2 protein-coding genes are annotated in these 16860 nt (G+C 73.5%); both read right to left on the bottom strand.

What is annotated here, in order from left to right:
- Positions 1-13472 (bottom strand): type I polyketide synthase (locus ACWDN5_RS41215; RefSeq protein WP_449680098.1); only part of this gene is annotated, 13472 nt, incomplete at its 3' end.
- Between the two features lie 33 nt (positions 13473-13505).
- The gene (locus tag ACWDN5_RS41210; RefSeq protein WP_449680099.1) at positions 13506-16835 is read right to left on the bottom strand and encodes an SDR family NAD(P)-dependent oxidoreductase; all 3330 of its coding nucleotides are present in this window, start codon (positions 16833-16835) and stop codon (positions 13506-13508) included.
- Positions 16836-16860 lie beyond the last annotated feature (25 nt).

The raw sequence follows: 16860 nt of genomic DNA, 5'->3' as shown, positions 1-16860 counted from the left end.
AGGGTCTGCGGGAGCCCGGCCGCCACGGCCGACGCCGGCGCGCCGGTCGCGAAGGCCAGCAGGGACAGTGCGCCCACCGGCGTCGAAGCTTCTTCCGCGAGCTTGGCCTCGACCAGCTTCGCGACCGTGATGCGGTCGGCGTCCTCGGGGACGCGGACGACCAGGGGCCGCGCCCCGGACGTCGCGAAGGCACCCGCGACCGCCGTCACCGCGCCCGGGTCGTCGAGGGTTTCCGGCAGGACGAACAGCCAGTCGCTGGAGACCGCCGCGCTTTCTTCGCGCAGCTTGCGCCAGACGACTCGGTAGCGCCACGAGTCCGCGGCCGTCCCAGTCTCCCGCCGCCAGCCGGACAGGGCCGGGAGCGCGGGAGCGATGGCGGCGCGCTGGTCGCCGTCGAGGCCGAGCAGCGCCCCCAGGGACTCCAGGTCCTCGCCTTCGACGGCCTTCCAGAACTCGGCGTCCCCTTCGGACACCGGCGCGGCGGCGGGCACGGGTTCCGGCCAGAACCGCTGCCGCTGGAAGGGGTACGTGGGGAGATCGATCGAGCGGGCCGGCGGGAAAAACGCGGCCCAGTCGACGTCCACCCCGTGGGCGTGAGCAGTGCTCACCGCTGTGAGCAGTGCTCTCGTTTCAGAGCGGTCGCGTCGCAACGCCGGGATCGCGGTACCACCGACCATGGCGCTCAGCACCGCGTCGGGTCCCAGCTCGAGGAACACCGTCGCGCCAGCGGCTTCGAGGGTCGCGACGCCGTCGGCGAACCGGACGGTCTCGCGCACGTGCCGCACCCAGTAGTCGGCGGTGAACGGCGAAGTGAGAGCACCGCTCACATTCGAGAGCACCGGTATCTGCGCGGGGTGGTACGTGAGGGTTTCCGCCACCGCGCGGAACTCGTCGAGCATCGGGTCCATCAGCGGCGAGTGGAACGCGTGGCTCACGGTGAGCCGCTTGGTCTTCGGGAATCGGGCCGCGATCTCCAGGACGGCGGTCTCGTCGCCGGAGATGACGACCGACTCGGGACCGTTGACCGCCGCGATGGAGACGCGATCGTCGGAGGGGATGTCGGCCTCGGGCGCGGCGATCGAGACCATCGCCCCACCGGCGGGCAGCGCCTGCATCAGCGTCGCCCGGGCGGCGACCAGCGTGCAGGCGTCGGGCAGGGTCAGGACACCGGCCACGTGGGCGGCGACGAGTTCGCCGATCGAGTGCCCCGCGACGAAGTCCGGGCGGACGCCCCACGCCGTCACGAGCCGGTACAGCGCGACCTCGACGGCGAACAACGCGGGCTGCGTGTAGCCGGTCCGGTCGAGGCGGTCGCCGCCGCCGAAGACGATCTCGCGCAGGGGGGCGTCGAGCAGGCCGTCGAACTCGGCGCACACGGCGTCGAAGGCGTCGGCGAACGCCGGGAAGCGGTCGTAGAGCTCGCGGCCCATCCCGGCGCGCTGGGCGCCCTGGCCGGTGAACAGCACGGCCAGCCGGCCGCCGGGGGCGGCGGTGCCGCGCACGGCGTTGTCCAGGTCCGCTAAACCGGCCAGGAGCTGGTCGCGGTCCCCGACGACGACGGCCCGGTGCTCCAGGGCCGCCCGGCCGGTCGCCAGGGTGCGGCCGACCTCGGCCACGGGAGCGTCGTCGGCGACCGCGGCGCGGAGGCGCCGGGCCTGCTCGTGCAGGGCTTGCTCGTCCTTCGCCGACAGCGGCCAGACGGTGAGTTCCTGCGACGCCGAGAGCGCCGGCTCGGGCTCGCCCGCTTCGAGGACCACGTGGGCGTTGGTGCCGCTGACGCCGAACGCCGACACGCCCGCCCGGCGCGGCCGGTCGGCCGCCCACTCGCGCGGCTCGGTGAGCAGTTCCACCGCGCCTCCCGTCCAGTCCACCTGGGACGAAGGCGTGTCGACGTGCAGGGTCGGCGGGAGGACGCCATGCTGCATGGCCAGGACCATCTTGATGACCCCGGCGATGCCCGCGGCGGCCTGGGTGTGGCCGATGTTGGACTTCACCGAGCCCAGCCACAGCGGCGTTTCGCGGTCCTGGCCGTAGGTGGCGAGCAGGGCCTGGGCCTCGATCGGGTCGCCCAGCTTCGTTCCGGTGCCGTGCGCTTCGACCGCGTCGACGTCCGAAGGGGACAGACCGGCGTCGGCCAGGGCGGCGCGGATGACCCGCTGCTGAGACGGGCCGTTCGGCGCGGTCAGGCCGTTGGAGGCGCCGTCGGAGTTCACGGCCGAGCCGCGGACGAGCGCGAGGACCCGGTGACCGTTGCGGCGGGCGTCCGACAGCCGTTCCAGGAGCACGAGCCCGGCGCCCTCGCCCCAGCCGGTGCCGTCGGCCGCGTCGGCGAACGCCTTGCACCGGCCGTCGGAGGCCAGGCCGCGCTGCCGGCTGAACTCGACGAAGGTCGCCGGGGTGGACATCACGGTCGCCCCGCCGGCCAGCGCGAGATCGCACTCGCCCCGGCGCAGCGCCTGCGCGGCGAGGTGGATCGCGACCAGCGACGACGAGCACGCCGTGTCGACGGTCAGCGCCGGGCCTTCGAGGCCGAACGCGTAGGCCAGCCGGCCGGACACGACGGCGGCGGCGTTGCCGGTGCCGATGAAGCCGCCGACCTCCTCGCCCACCGCGCCGAGCAGGCCCGCGTAGTCCTGGCCGTTGGTGCCGGCGAACACGCCGGTGCGGCTGCCGCGCAGGGTGTGCGGGTCGATCCCGGCGCGTTCGAAGACCTCCCAGGTGATCTCCAGCAGCAGGCGCTGCTGGGGGTCCATGGCGAGGGCTTCGCGTGGCGAGATCCCGAAGAAGGCGGCGTCGAACTCGGCTGCGGTGTCGAGGAATCCGCCCTCGCGGACGTAGCTGTGGCCGCTCTTGCCCGGGTCGGGGTCGTAGAGGGCGCCGAGGTCCCAGCCGCGGTCGTCGGGGAGGCCGGTCATCGCGTCGACGCCGTCGGCGACGAGGCGCCAGAGGTCTTCCGGCGTGGCAACCGAGCCGGGGAACCGGCAGCCCATGGCGACGAGCGCGATCGGCTCGTCGGCTCGCACCGGCGCCGTCCCCGGTCCGGCCGGTTCCGGCCGGCGGCCGAGCAGTTCGCGGTGCAGGTACCGGGCCAGCGCGACGGGTGTCGGGTGGTCGAACACGCACGTCGCGGGCAGGTTCAGCCCGGTGGCGGCGTCGAGGCGGTTGCGCAGTTCGACCGCGGTCAGGGAGGTGAACCCGCTGTCGGAGAAGGCACGATCACCCTCGACGGCGGCGGCGTCGGGATAGCCGAGCACGGCGGCGACGTGCGTGCAGGTGAGGTCGAGAAGCTTGCGTTCGGCGTCTGCTTCGGACAGTCCACTGAGGAGTCCCGCGGGTTCGGCTTTCGGGCTCTCGACCGGCTCGCCGAATTCGCCGAACAGCGGCCGCGGCCGGACAGCCCGCAATGCCGGGAGGTAAACGTCCCAGTCGAGGTCGGCCACCACGGCCAGTGGGTCGCCGCTTGCGGCCTCTCTCATGAGGGCGTCGAGAGCGAGGCCGGGTTCCAAGGCGCCGACACCGGCGGCACGCAGCCGTCGTTGCGCTTCGGCGTCGCCCGCGGCCATCCCCTCGCCGGCCCACGGACCCCAGGCGATCGAGACGGCGGGCAACCCGGCGGCCTGCCGCTGCTGGGCGAGCGCGTCGAGGTGCGCGTTGGCGGCGGCGTAGCTGCCCTGACCCGCGGCGCCGAACGCGCCGGCCATCGAGGAGAAGAGGACGAACGCATCGAGCTCACCGGTGAGCGCGGACAGGTTCTCGGCAGCGGTCGCCTTCGCACGCAGGACGGCGTCGAAGCGCTCGGGCGTGAGGGCATCGATGACGCCGTCGTCGAGAACGCCGGCGGCGTGCACGACGGCCCGGAGATCATCGGGAAGAACGGCGGCCAGAGCATCCCGATCGGCAGCATCACAGGCGACGACCGAAACATCGCAGCCGAGGGCGGTGAGTTCGCGTTCGAGCTCCGCGGCCCCGGGTGCTGCGGCCCCGCGGCGGCTGAGCAGGATCAGGTGCTCGGCACCTGCGGTGGCCAGCCGCCGGGCAACCCGGCCACCGAGGGCGCCCGTGCCACCGGTGACCAGCACGGTGCCCCGAGGTTGCCAGCCCAGACCGGCGGCGACGGAGCGGTGCCCCTCCTGCTGAGCGCCGGTGGCGGGCGTGGACTCCCGGGGTTGGCGAGCCGGGCCGGTGGTTGCGGGGCGGCGTTCCAGGCGGCGGGCGAAGATGCCTGAGGGGCGGAGGGCGACCTCGTCTTCGGTGCCGGTGAGCGCGGTGGCCAGGCGGGTGCGGGCCCGGTCGTCGAGGTCGGCCGGCAGGTCGATCAAGCCGCCCCAGCGCTGGGGGTGCTCCATCGCCGCCGTTCGGCCCAGGCCCCAGACCTGGGCCTGGACCGGTGCCTCGACGCCGTCGGCCCGGGTCGCCGCGACCGCTCCGCGGGTCAGGCACCACACGCGTCCGCGTGTTCCGAGGTCGCCCAGCGACTGGAGGAGGGTTGCCGTGCCCGCTGCGGCTCCGCGGCCTCCGTCGGCCAGGGCCAGCAGGGAAAGTACGCCGTCCACTTCGGACCCGTCGATCGCCTCGCGGAAGCGTTCGGTGAACTCCGCGCGCGGCAGCAGCGGGTCGATACGGACCGGAGTGAGCCGGGCGCCGCGTTCGAGGACCGTCTGGGCGACGCCGGCCACGACACCGGTCTCGCCCTCTTCCGGCACGACCAGGAGCCAGTGCCCGCTCAGCGCGGCGGCGTCCGGCGTGACCGGGCGCCAGGCGATGCCGTAGCGCCAGGAATCCACTGTGGACTCCTCGTGGCGGCGCCGGTACCACGCCGACAGCGCCGGGGTGACTGCCTCGGCGACGTCCGCGTCCAGCTCCAGTTCGGCCGCCAGCTTGCCGCTGCGCACCACCTCCCAGAAGCCGGAGTCGTCCCCGGGTGCCGCGGTGCCGGGCTCCGGGGCGAGCCAGTAGTTGCGGTGCCGGAAGGCGTACGTCGGCAGGTCGACTCGGCGGCCGTCCGGGAAGAACGGTACCCAGTCGACGTCCACGCCGTGGACGTGAGCAGTGCTCAACGCTGTGAGCAGTGCTCTCGGTTCAGAGCGGTCGCGTCGCAATGCCGGGATCGCCGTGCCGCCGACCATTGCGCTGAGGACGCCGTCGGGGCCCAGCTCGAGGAACACGTCTGCGCCGGCGCTTTGCAGGGTTGCCATGCCGTCGGAGAAGCGGACCGTCTCGCGCACGTGCCGCACCCAGTACTCGGCGGTGAATGTCGAAGCGAGAGCACCGCTCACATTCGAGAGCACCGGTATCTGCGCCGGGTGATACGTCAGGGTCTCGGCGACCGCGCGGAACTCGTCGAGCATCGGGTCCATCAACGGCGAGTGGAACGCGTGGCTCACCGACAGGCGCTTGGTCTTGGGGAACTGGGCGGCAATGGCGAGGACCGCGGACTCTTCGCCGGAGATCACTACCGACTCGGGACCGTTGACCGCCGCGATGGAGACGCCCTCGGTCAAGGTGATGGCCGATTCGGGAGCGGCAATCGAAACCATTGCACCACCGGGCGGCAGCGCCTGCATCAACGACGCACGCGCGGCGACCAGACGGCAAGCGTCCTCGAGAGAAAGGACACCAGCCACATGCGCGGCCGAGATCTCGCCGATCGAATGGCCCGCCACGAAGTCCGGCCGCACGCCGAAGGACAAAACCAGACGGAACAACGCCACCTCGAGCGCGAACAACGCGGGCTGAGTGAACTCCGTCCGATCCAACAACGACTGATCATCAAACGCCGCCCGCAACGACGGATCGAAATGCGAAAGCACCTCATCGAAAGCCGCGGCATACACCGGGAACCGCTCGTAAAGCTCCAGGCCCATCCCGACCCGCTGCGCGCCCTGCCCGGTGAACAACACCGCCAGTCGCCGGTCGGGCCGGGCGACCCCGGTCACCGGCGGGTTCTCCAGCGCCGCGAGGAGCTCCTCACGGTCGTCGCCGAACACGACAGCACGGTGCTCGAGCACAGCCCGCGCATTCACCAGCGAGAACCCGACATCGACCGGAGACAGCGACGGGTCGGCCTCGACGTGGGCGCGAAGGCGGCCGGCCTGCGCGGCGAGCGCGTCGGCGTCACGCGCGGACAGCAGCCACGGCACCAGGCCGGAGACTTCGGGGCGCTCCGGTACTGGCGCGGCGGCCGGGGCCTGCTCGATGATCGTGTGCGCGTTGGTCCCCGAGATGCCGAACGACGACACGCCGGCCCGGCGCGGACGGCCGGTTTCGGGCCAGCGGCGCGCGTCGGTGAGCAGCTCGATCGCGCCGGATTCCCAGTCGACGCGGGACGAAGGCGCGTCGACGTGCAGCGTCCGGGGCAGGACGCCGTGCCGCATCGCCATCACGACCTTGATCACCCCGGCGATGCCCGCCGCGGCCTGGGTGTGGCCGATGTTGGACTTGAGCGAGCCGAGCCACAGCGGCGTCGACCGGTCCTGTCCGTAGGTCGCCAGGAGCGCCTGGGCCTCGATCGGGTCGCCCAGCGAAGTACCCGTGCCGTGGGCTTCGACCGCGTCGACGTCCGAAGTGGACAGTCCGGCTCCCGCCAGCGCGGCGCGGATGACCCGCTGCTGGGAGGGGCCGTTCGGCGCGGTGAGGCCGTTCGACGCGCCGTCGGAATTCACCGCCGAACCGCGGACGAGCGCCAGGACTTCGTGGCCGTGCCGCCGGGCGTCGGACAGGCGCTCCAGCAGCACCAGGCCGGCGCCTTCGCCCCAGCCGGTGCCGTCCGCGGCCTCCGCGAAGGCCTTGCACCGGCCGTCGGAGGCGAGGCCGCCCTGCCGGTCGAACTCCACGAACATGCCCGGCTGCGCCATCACCGCGACCCCGCCGGCCAGGGCGAGGTCGCACTCGCCGCGCCGCAGGGCCTGGACCGCCCAGTGCAGGGCGACCAGCGACGACGAGCAGGCCGTGTCGATCGAGACGGCGGGCCCTTCGAAGCCGAATGTGTAGGAGACGCGGCCGGAGACGACGCTGGTCGCGTTGCCGGTCAGCAGGTGGCCTTCGACGCCGGCCGCCACCTCGGCGACGCCGCTGCCGTACGCCTGGTGCGCGGCGCCGACGAAGACGCCGGTGCTGCTGCCCCGTAGCGACCGCGGGTCGATCCCGGCGCGTTCCAGTGCCTCCCACGAAATCTCCAGGAGCAGCCGCTGTTGCGGGTCCATCGCGAGGGCTTCGTGCGGGGAGATGCCGAAGAACTCGGCGTCGAAGCCGCCGGCGTCGTGGACGAACCCGCCCTCGGCGGCACCCAGGGCCGCGAGGTCCCAGCCGCGGTCGGCGGGCAGCGCGGTGAGGGCGTCGCGGCCGGTTTCGACCAGGCGCCACAGGTCTTCCGACGACGTCACCTCGCCCGGGTAGCGGCAGCTCATCGCGACGATGGCGATCGGGTCGCCGTCGGTGACGGTGGTGATCGCCGCTGTCGTCGCCGGTCCGGCGTCGCCGGCCAGCTCCGCCTGCAGCAGCGCGGCGAGGGCCTGCGGGTTGGGGTGGTCGAAGATGACCGTGGCCGGCAGGCGCAGGCCGGTCACGGCGGTGAGGCGGTTGCGCAGCTCGACGGCGGTCAGGGAGTCGAAACCCAGGTCCTTGAACGCTTTGGCGGGCTCGACGGCATCGGCGCCGTCGTGGCCGAGGACCGCCGCGACGTGCGTGCGGACGAGGTCGAGCAGGAACCGGCGGACGTCGTCGGCGCTGAGCCCGGCCAGTTTCGCGGCGAGCCCCTCGGTGCCGGACGGCAACCCGGCCGCGCGGCGGGTCCGCACCCGGACCAGCCCGTGCCACAGGGCCGGCAGGTGTTCGGCCTGGGCGCGCAGCGCGGCGAGGTCGACGCGAACCGGGACGACGCACGCGGCGCCGGCGACCTGGGCGGCGTCGAACAGCGCCAGGGCCTCCGCGGTGCCGAGGGCGCCGATGCCGGATCGCGCGATCCGCGACAGGTCCTCGTCGTCGAGGGCGGCGGTCATGCCGCTCGCTTCGGTCCACTGGCCCCAGGCGAGGGAGACCCCGGGCAGGCCTTCGGCGCGGCGGCGGGCAGCGAGGGCGTCGAGAGCGGCGTTGGCGGCGGCGTAGTTGGCCTGGCCGGCAGCCCCGGCCACCCCGGCGAGCGAGGAATACAGCGCGAACCAGGCGAGGTCACGGTCGCGGGTCAGCTCGTGCAGGTTCAGCGCGGCGTCGACCTTCGGGCCGAGGACGGCGTCGATCCGTTCGGGGGTGAGCGATGCGACGACGCCGTCGTCGAGCACGCCCGCGGTGTGGACGACCCCGGTCAGGTTCACCGGGCCGAGCAGCGCTTCGAGCTGCGCCCGGTCGGCGACGTCGCAGCGCTCTATGCGCACATCGGCGCCGCCGGCCGTCAGTTCGGCGACCAGTTCGGCCGCGCCCGGAGCGTCCGGGCCCCGGCGGCTGACCAGCAGGAGGTTCTTGACGCCGTGGGTGGTGACGAGGTGGCGGGCCAGGAGGCCGCCGAGGGTGCCGGTGCCGCCGGTGACGAGGACGGTGCCGTCGGGATCCGGCGCGGCGGGGATGGTGAGGACGTTCTTGCCGACGTGCTTGGCCTGGCTGATGAAGCGGAAGGCGTCGGGCGCACGGACGACGTCCCAGGCCTTGGTGGGCAGTGGGTGCAGCTTGTTTTCGGCGAACAGCGTCAGCAGGGTCCGGAGGATTTCCTGGATGCGGTCCGGGCCGGGGTCGCCGAGGTCGAACGGGAGGTAGGTGACGCCTGCGGGGTCGCGCAGGTCGGTCTTGCCCATCTCGAGGAACCGGCCGCCGGGTTTGAGGAGGTCGAGCGAGGCATCGATGAACGGGCCGGTCAGCGAGTTGAGGACGACGTCGGTTTCGGCGAACTTCGTCGCGAACTCGAGGTCCCGCGACGACGCGAGGTGGGTGACGCCCAGAGCGCGGACGGCGTCCTGTTTGGCCGGACTGGCCGTGGCGAACACTTCGGCGTGCACGCTTCGGGCGAGCTGGACGGCGGCCATCCCGACACCGCCGGCGGCCGCGTGGACGAGCACCGACTGGCCGGCTTCGAGCCGCCCGAGGTCGAAGAGGGCGTAGTAGGCGGTGACGAAGGCGACGGGCACGGACGCGGCCCGGGCGAAGGTCCAGCCGTCCGGAACCGGGACGAGCAGCCGGGCGTCGGTCACGGCCTGGGGCCCGAACGCGCCGGTGAACAGGCCGAACACCCGGTCCCCGACGGCGATCCCGGTGACGTCGGGCGCGACTTCGGTGACCACTCCGGCGGCTTCGGACCCGAGGACGGCGGCCGGATCGGGGTACATGCCGAGCGCGATGAGGACGTCCCGGAAGTTGATCCCGGCGGCGCGCACGGCGACCCGGACTTCGCCCGCGGCGAGGTTCGTCGCCGGTTCCGGCTGGAGGACGAGGCCGTCGAGGGTGCCGCCGGTGGTGGTGAGCCGCCAGGGTTCGCTCGGGATGGTGAGGGTGCCGCGGTGGGCGCGGGCGAGCCGCGGGGCGGTGAAGACGCCGTCGCGGACGTCGACCTGCGGTTCTTCGGGCAGGGTGGCGAGGTCGGGCGGGGTGGAGCCGTCGAGGTCGAGCAGCTGGAAGCGGCCGGGGTGTTCGGTCTGGGCGGACCGGACGAGCCCCCGCGCGGCGGCGGCCGCGGGATCGGTGCCGGCGTGGCGGGTGACGACGACGAGGCGGCCCGGCCGTTCCCCGGCGAGCCAGGTTCGGACGAGGGTGAGGGCTTCGTGGGTGGCCTGCCGGATGTCGTCGGTGGCGATGGGAGCGAAGACGAGGTCGGCGTCGGTGTCCATATCGGACACTGCGGGCAGGCCGAAGTCGTTGTGGCCGAGGAAGACGGAGTTGGCGGGCGGCCCGGCGTGGATGGGCGTTCGGTCGAGGCGGAAGAGCGAGCCGTCCGGCACGGGGGCGGCGGCGGTGATGGGGCGGAGGGTCAGGGATTCGATCTCGGCGACCGGGCCGCCGGTCTGGTCGCAGACCGTGACGGACACGGCGTTGTCCCCGGCCGGCACGAGCCGGACGCGGAGGGCGGTGGCGCCGGCGGCGTGCAGGGTGACGCCGCTCCAGGAGAACGGCATGCCGCCGGGGCTGGCCGGGCTACCACCGACCGGGGTCGCGCCGGTGGGGTCGCCGGGGCTGGCCGGGCTGCCGCCGACCGGGGTAGCACTGGTGGTGCCCGGGGCGGCGAGCCCCAAGGGGTGCAGAGCCGCGTCGAGGAGGGCCGGGTGCAAGCCGAAGGCGGTTGCCTCCGGGTGGAACTCCTCCGGAAGCTCCACCTCCGCGAAGGTCTCGTCGCCTCGGCGCCATACCCGGCCCAGGCCGTGGAACGCCGGGCCGTACGTGAAGCCGAGGCTTTCCAGCTGGTCGTACAGGCCTTCGGTCGAGATGCGGGTGGCTTCCGGCGGGGGCCACTCCGTCAGCTCGGCCGCCGGTCGGGTGCCGGGGGCGAGGAGGCCGCCGGCGTGGCGGGTCCACGTGTCCTGCCCCGGCGCCGCGCCGTCGTCCGGGCGGGAGTACAGCGTCAGCTCACGGCGGCCCGTTCCGTCCGGTGGTCCGACGAAGACCTGGATCGCCACCCCGCCTCGCGCCGGCAGGACCAGGGGCGCTTCGAGGGTCAGCTCGTCGACGACCTCGCAGCCGACCTGGTCTCCCGCCCGGACGGCCAGCTCCAGCAACGCCGTCCCCGGGACCAGGACCGTCCCGCCCAGCGCGTGCCCGGCGAGCCACGGCTGCGTCTCCACGGACAGCCGTCCGGTGAAGACGACGCCGTCGTGTCCCGCCAGGCTCACCGCCGCACCCAGGAGCGGGTGGTCCAGCGCTCCCAAGCCGAGCGATCCGGCGTCACCGTGCGCGACACCGCCGCGAGGCCAGAACCGCTCCCGCTGGAAGGCATACGCGGGCAGGTCGATGCGGCGGCCGCCCGGGAAGAACGGTGTCCAGTCGACGTCCACGCCGTGGACGTGAGCAGTGCTCAACGCTGTGAGCAGTGCTCTCGTTTCAGAGCGGTCGCGCCGCAACGCCGGGATCGCCGTGCCGCCGACCATCGCGCTCAGGACGCCGTCGGGGCCCAGCTCCAGGAACACGCCGACCCCGGCAGCCTCCAAAGTGGACACCCCGTCGGCGAAGCGAACGGCTTCTCGCACGTGGCGGACCCAGTAGTCCGCCGTGAACGTCGAAGCGAGAGCACCGCTCACATTCGAGAGCACCGGTATCTGGGCTGGGTGGTACTGGAGCTGCTCGGCGATCGCGCGGAACTCGTCGAGCATCGGGTCCATGAGTGGGGAGTGGAACGCGTGACTGACGGGGAGGCGCTTGGTCTTGGGGAACTGGGCGGCGATCTCGAGGACCGCGGACTCGTCGCCCGAGATCACGACCGACTCGGGACCGTTGACCGCCGCGATGGAGACGCGATCGTTGAGGGGGATGGCGGACTCGGGGGCGGCGATCGAAACCATTGCCCCACCGGCGGGCAGCGCCTGCATCAACGACGCACGCGCGGCGACCAGACGGCAAGCATCCTCGAGGGAAAGGACACCGGCGACGTGCGCGGCCGAGATCTCGCCGATCGAATGACCCGCCACGAAATCCGGCCGCACACCGAAGGAACACACCAACCGGAACAACGCCACCTCGAGCGCGAACAACGCGGGCTGGGTGAACTCGGTCCGATCCAACAACGACTGATCATCAAACGCCGCCCGCAACGACGGATCGAAATGCGCGAGCACCTCATCGAAAGCCGCCGCATAGACCGGGAACCGCTCGTAAAGCTCCAGGCCCATCCCGACCCGCTGCGCCCCCTGACCGGTGAACAACACCGCCAGCAACGCATCCGGATCCGCAGTACCGACGACGGCGTCCTCGATGCGCGAAAGACCTTCCCGCAGCGACGCACGATCAGCACCGAGCACCACCGCACGCCGGGCCAGGCGGGCCCGGGTCACCGCCAGGGAATAACCGCCGTCGACCGGGTCCGGGTCCGCGTCCAGGAGCCGCTGGGCCTGCTCGCGCAGCGCCGCGTCACTCGCGCCGGAGAGCACCCAGGGCAGCAGCTCACCGGTGGGAGGCGCAGGAGGGGCAACGACCTCCGGGGGCGCCTCCTCGACGATCACGTGCACGTTCGTCCCGCTCACCCCGAACGCCGACACCCCGGCCCGGCGCGGCACGTCGCCGGCCGGCCACGGGCGGGCCGAGGTCAGCAGCGAAACCGCGCCCGCCGACCAGTCCACTTCGGACGACGGGGTGTCGACGTGCAGCGTGCGCGGCAGCACCTCGTGCCGCAGCGCCAGCACCATCTTGATGACACCCGCGATCCCGGACGCCGACTGCGTGTGCCCGATGTTCGACTTCAGCGCCCCCAGCCACAACGGCCGGTCGGCGGGGCGATCCTGCCCGTACGTCGCCAGCAGGGCCTGGGCTTCGATCGGGTCACCCAGGGCGGTCCCGGTGCCGTGCGCCTCGACCGCGTCGACGTCCGAAGTGGACAGACCGGCGTTCGCCAGAGCAGTACGGATGACGCGTTGCTGAGAAGGGCCGTTCGGGGCGGTCAGGCCGTTCGACGCACCGTCGGAGTTGACCGCCGAGCCGCGGATCACACCGAGGATGCGGTGCCCGTTGCGCTGGGCGTCGGACAGCTTCTCCAGCAGCACCATGCCGACGCCTTCGCCCCAGCCGGTGCCGTCGGCCGCGTCGGCGAAGGACTTGCAGCGGCCGTCCGAGGCGAGGCCGCGCTGGCGGCTGAACTCCGCGAACGCCAGCGGGCTCACCATCACCGTGACGCCGCCGGCCAGCGCGAGGCCGCATTCGTCCTGCCGCAGCGCCTGGCAAGCCCAGTGCAGCGCGACCAGCGACGACGAACACGCCGTGTCGACGGTGACCGACGGCCCTTCCAGCCCGAAGGTGTAGGACAGCCGCCCCGACATGACGCTGGGTGCCTCGCCGGTCAGCAGGTAGCCCTCGGAGCCGGCCGCGGCCTGCAGCGTGCTGCTGTACCCGGACGCGTTCGCGCCGATGAACACGCCGGTCCGGCTGCCGCGCAGCGAAAACGGGTCGAGCCGGGCGCGTTCGAGGAGCTCCCAGGACGTCTCCAGGAGCAGGCGCTGCTGCGGGTCCATGGCCAGCGCTTCGCGCGGCGAGATGCCGAACAACCCCGGGTCGAATGAAGCCGCGTCGTGGACGAAGCCGCCTTCGAGCGCGTGGGCGCCTTCGGGACCGTACATCCGCGAGACGTCCCAGCCGCGGTCCTCCGGGAAGGCCGACATCGCGTCGGTGCCGCCCGCGACCAGGTCCCACAGGTCCTCCGGCGAGGCGACGCCGCCCGGGTACCGGCAGGCGAGGGAGATGATGGCGATCGGCTCCTGCTCCGCCGCCTCGGCCGCCTGCAGCCGCTGCCTGGTCTGGTGCAGGTCGGCGGTCACGCGCTTGAGGTACTCGAGGAGCTTGTCCTGCTCTGCCATCGCCAACCTCATCCGTTCGTCCAAGTCAGGGCGTCAGTGCGCCGGCGGCGGGGAGACCCCGAGCTCGTTGTCGATGAACGCGAACACCTCGGCCGCCGAGGCGTCCGCGAGCTGCGCCTGCCGCGGCGCCGCGTGGTCGCCGCTCCACCGGCTCAGCAGGGACTTCAGCCGCATCTCGACGCGCATCCGGACGTTCTCGTCCGGCTCCGCGAGGTCCGTCAGCGACGCCTCCAGCCGGTCGAGCGCGCCGAACGCCGAATCCGCGGGCGTGCCACCGGGGGCGATACCGGCCGCGAGGAACCGGGCGAGCGCGATCGGCGTCGGGTGGTCGAAGACGGCGGTGGCGGCCAGCCGCAGGCCGGTGGCCTGGCGCAGCCGGTTGCGCACCTCGACCGCGGTCACCGAGTCGAACCCGAGGTCGCGGAACGGCCGGGTGCTGCCGATCGCGTCGGCGCCGCGGTGGCCGAGCACCGCCGCGGCTTCGGTGCGGACCAGGTCGAGCACGGCCCGGTCGCGTTCGGCTTCCGGCAGCCCGGCCAGCCGCTCGCGCCACCCGGCCGCGCCTTCGTCGTGCCGTTCCTGCTCGGCTTCGAGCTGGTCCAGTACCCGGCGGACCGCGGGCAGGTCCTCGATCAGCGGACGCCGCCGCGACGCCGTGAAGGCGGGGACGAACCGGTCCCAGTCGACGTCGGCCACGGCCAGGAAGGTCTCGTCGCGGTCGAGCGCGCCCTGCAGCGCGGCCACCGCCCGCTCGGGCGCCATCGGCCGGAGACCACGGCGGCGCAGCTGCTGCTCGCCGTCGTCGGAGGCCATGCCGCCGCCGGCCCACAGCCCCCAGGCCACCGACGTCGCCTTCGCCCCGCGGGCGCGGCGCTGCTCGGCGAGGGCGTCGAGGTAGGCGTTCGCGGCGGCGTAGGCGCCCTGGCCCGCGCTCCCCCAGACGCCGGAGTTGGAGGAGAACAGCACGAACGCTTCGAGGTCGTCGCCGAGCAGGGCGTCCAGGTGCGCGGCGCCCGCGACCTTGGCCGCGAGGACGTCTTCGAACTCGTCCAGGCCGGTCTCGGCGAGGGTGCTCGACTGCGGCAGCCCGGCCGCGTGCACGACGGCCACCGGCGGGTGCCCGAGGCTGTCCAGCAGGGCTTCGACGGCCTTGCGCTCGGCGACGTCGCAGGCGGCGATGGTCACCGCGCAGCCGTACCCGCGCAGCTCCTCGGCCAGTTCGGCCGCGCCGGGCGCGGCTTCGCCCCGGCGGCTGGTGAGCACGAGGTGGTCGGCGCCGGAGCGGCCCAGCCAGCGGGCGACGTGCGCGCCGAGCGCTCCCGTGCCGCCGGTGACCAGCACGGTTCCCCGCGGCCGCCACGGCTCTCCCGCCGGTGCGGGACGCGCCGGGCGCAGCCGCCGGGCCAGGATCCCGTGGTCGCGGAGCGCGAGCTGGTCCTCGCCGCCGGGCTCGGCCAGCAGCCCGGCCAGCCGGTCCGCGGCCCGCTCGTCGAACGCGGCGGGCAGGTCGATCAGCCCGCCCCAGAGGCCGGGGTACTCGAGGCCGATCACGCGGCCGAGGCCCCAGAGCTGCGCCGGGACGCTCGACGCCGGTGCGTCGCCGGGCCCGGTGGCCACGGCCCCGCGGGTGAGCAGCCAGAGCGGGGCGTCGATCCCGGCGGCGGCCAGTGCCGGGGCGAGCGCGGCCGTCGCGGCGACCCCGGTCGCGAGCAGCGGGTGCCCGGGCAGCGGGGTTTCGTCCAGTCCCAGCAGGGAAACGACGCCGGCGTACTCCCCCGGCGGCAGGTCCTCCGGCGAGGCGGTGACGACGTCGGCGCCGCGCGAGGCGAGGGCGTCGAGCACCGCCGACCGGCCGGGCCCGGCGGGCACCAGGGCCAGCCAGCGGCCGGACAGCAGCGGCAGGGCGGGCTCGGCGACCGGCACCCAGCCGATCTTCAGGCACCAGGAGTCCACTGTGGAGCGTTGAGAGCGCCACCGGGTCAGGGCGGGCAGCACCTCGTCGAGCGCGCCCTGATCGACTCCGAGGAGCCCGGCGAGGTCGTCGGTTTCTTCGAGCGCCGTCCACAGCCCGTCCTCCGCCGGGGCCGCGGGAGCCGGGTCCAGCCAGTACCGCTGGTGGTCGAAGGCGTACGTCGGAAGCGGGATCAGCCGGGCGCCTTCGCCGAACGTGGGCGTCCAGTCGACGTCGACGCCGTGCACCCAGGCCTCGGCGAACGACGTGTACAGCCGGTCGAGCCCGCCGTCGCCGCGGCGCAGCGTGCCGGTGACGACGGCTTCGTCCACAGTGTCCTCGACACTCATCGTGAGCACCGGGTGCGGACTGCATTCGATGAACGTGTCGTAGCCGTCCGCGGCCAGCTGCCGGATGGTCGCGTCGAACAGCACCGGGTTGCGCAGGTTGGTGTACCAGTAAGGGCCGTCGAGCCCGGCGGTGTCGATCGGCTCGGCGGTCACCGTGGAGTAGAAGGCGATTTCCGACGACCGCGGCGAAACCGGGGCGAGCAGTTCGCGCAACTCGGTCTCGATCGCCTCGACCTGGACCGAGTGCGACGCGTAGTCCACCGGGACCCGCTTCGCGCGGATGCCGTCGGCTGCACAGGACTCGATCAGCGCGTCCAGGGCGGAAGGCGAGCCGGACACCACCACCGCGGCCGGGCCGTTGACGGCCGCGACCGACAGCTCGTCGGTGAGCCGTGGCTCGACCGCGGTCAGGGGCGCCGCGACCGAGACCATGCCACCGCGCCCGGCCAGGGCCAGGATCGCCTTGCTGCGCAACGCGACCACGCGGGCACCGTCCTCGAGGGACAGCGCGCCCGAGACCACGGCAGCGGCGATCTCGCCCTGGGAATGGCCGATCACGGCGTCCGGGGAAACCCCGTGGGCCCGCCAGAGTTCGGCCAGCGACACCATGACCGCGAACAGCGCGGGCTGCACGACGTCGACGCGCCGGAGCATCGCTTCGTCGCCGAGGACGTCGGGCAGCGACCAGCCGGCGAACGGCGCCAGCGCGCGTTCGCAGTCCCGCATGCGGGCCGCGAACGCCGGCGACGTGTCCATCAGGTCCAAAGCCATCCCCACCCACTGCGAGCCCTGCCCGGGAAAGACGAAGGCGACCTTGCCCCCGCGGCGGGCGCTGCCCCGGACCAGGCCGGGGACGGCCCGGTCGTGGGCGAGCGCGCCCAGCGGGTCGTGACCGTCGGGAGCCACGACCACCGCCCGTCGCTCGAACGTAGACCGGGATTTCGCGAGGGAGTACCCCACATCTGCGGCCCGGACCCCCTGTGCGGCCCCTACCCGCGCCCGCAGCCGGCGGGCCTGCGCGGCCAGCGAAGCGGGCGTTTTCGCGGACAGGACCCAGGGCACCGGGCCGGTCGCGACGGGCCCGGAC

The organism is Amycolatopsis sp. NPDC003731, assembly GCF_053586895.1.
The sequence above is the reverse complement of the archived record's forward strand: the minus strand, read 5'-3'. Positions and strand labels throughout refer to the sequence as shown.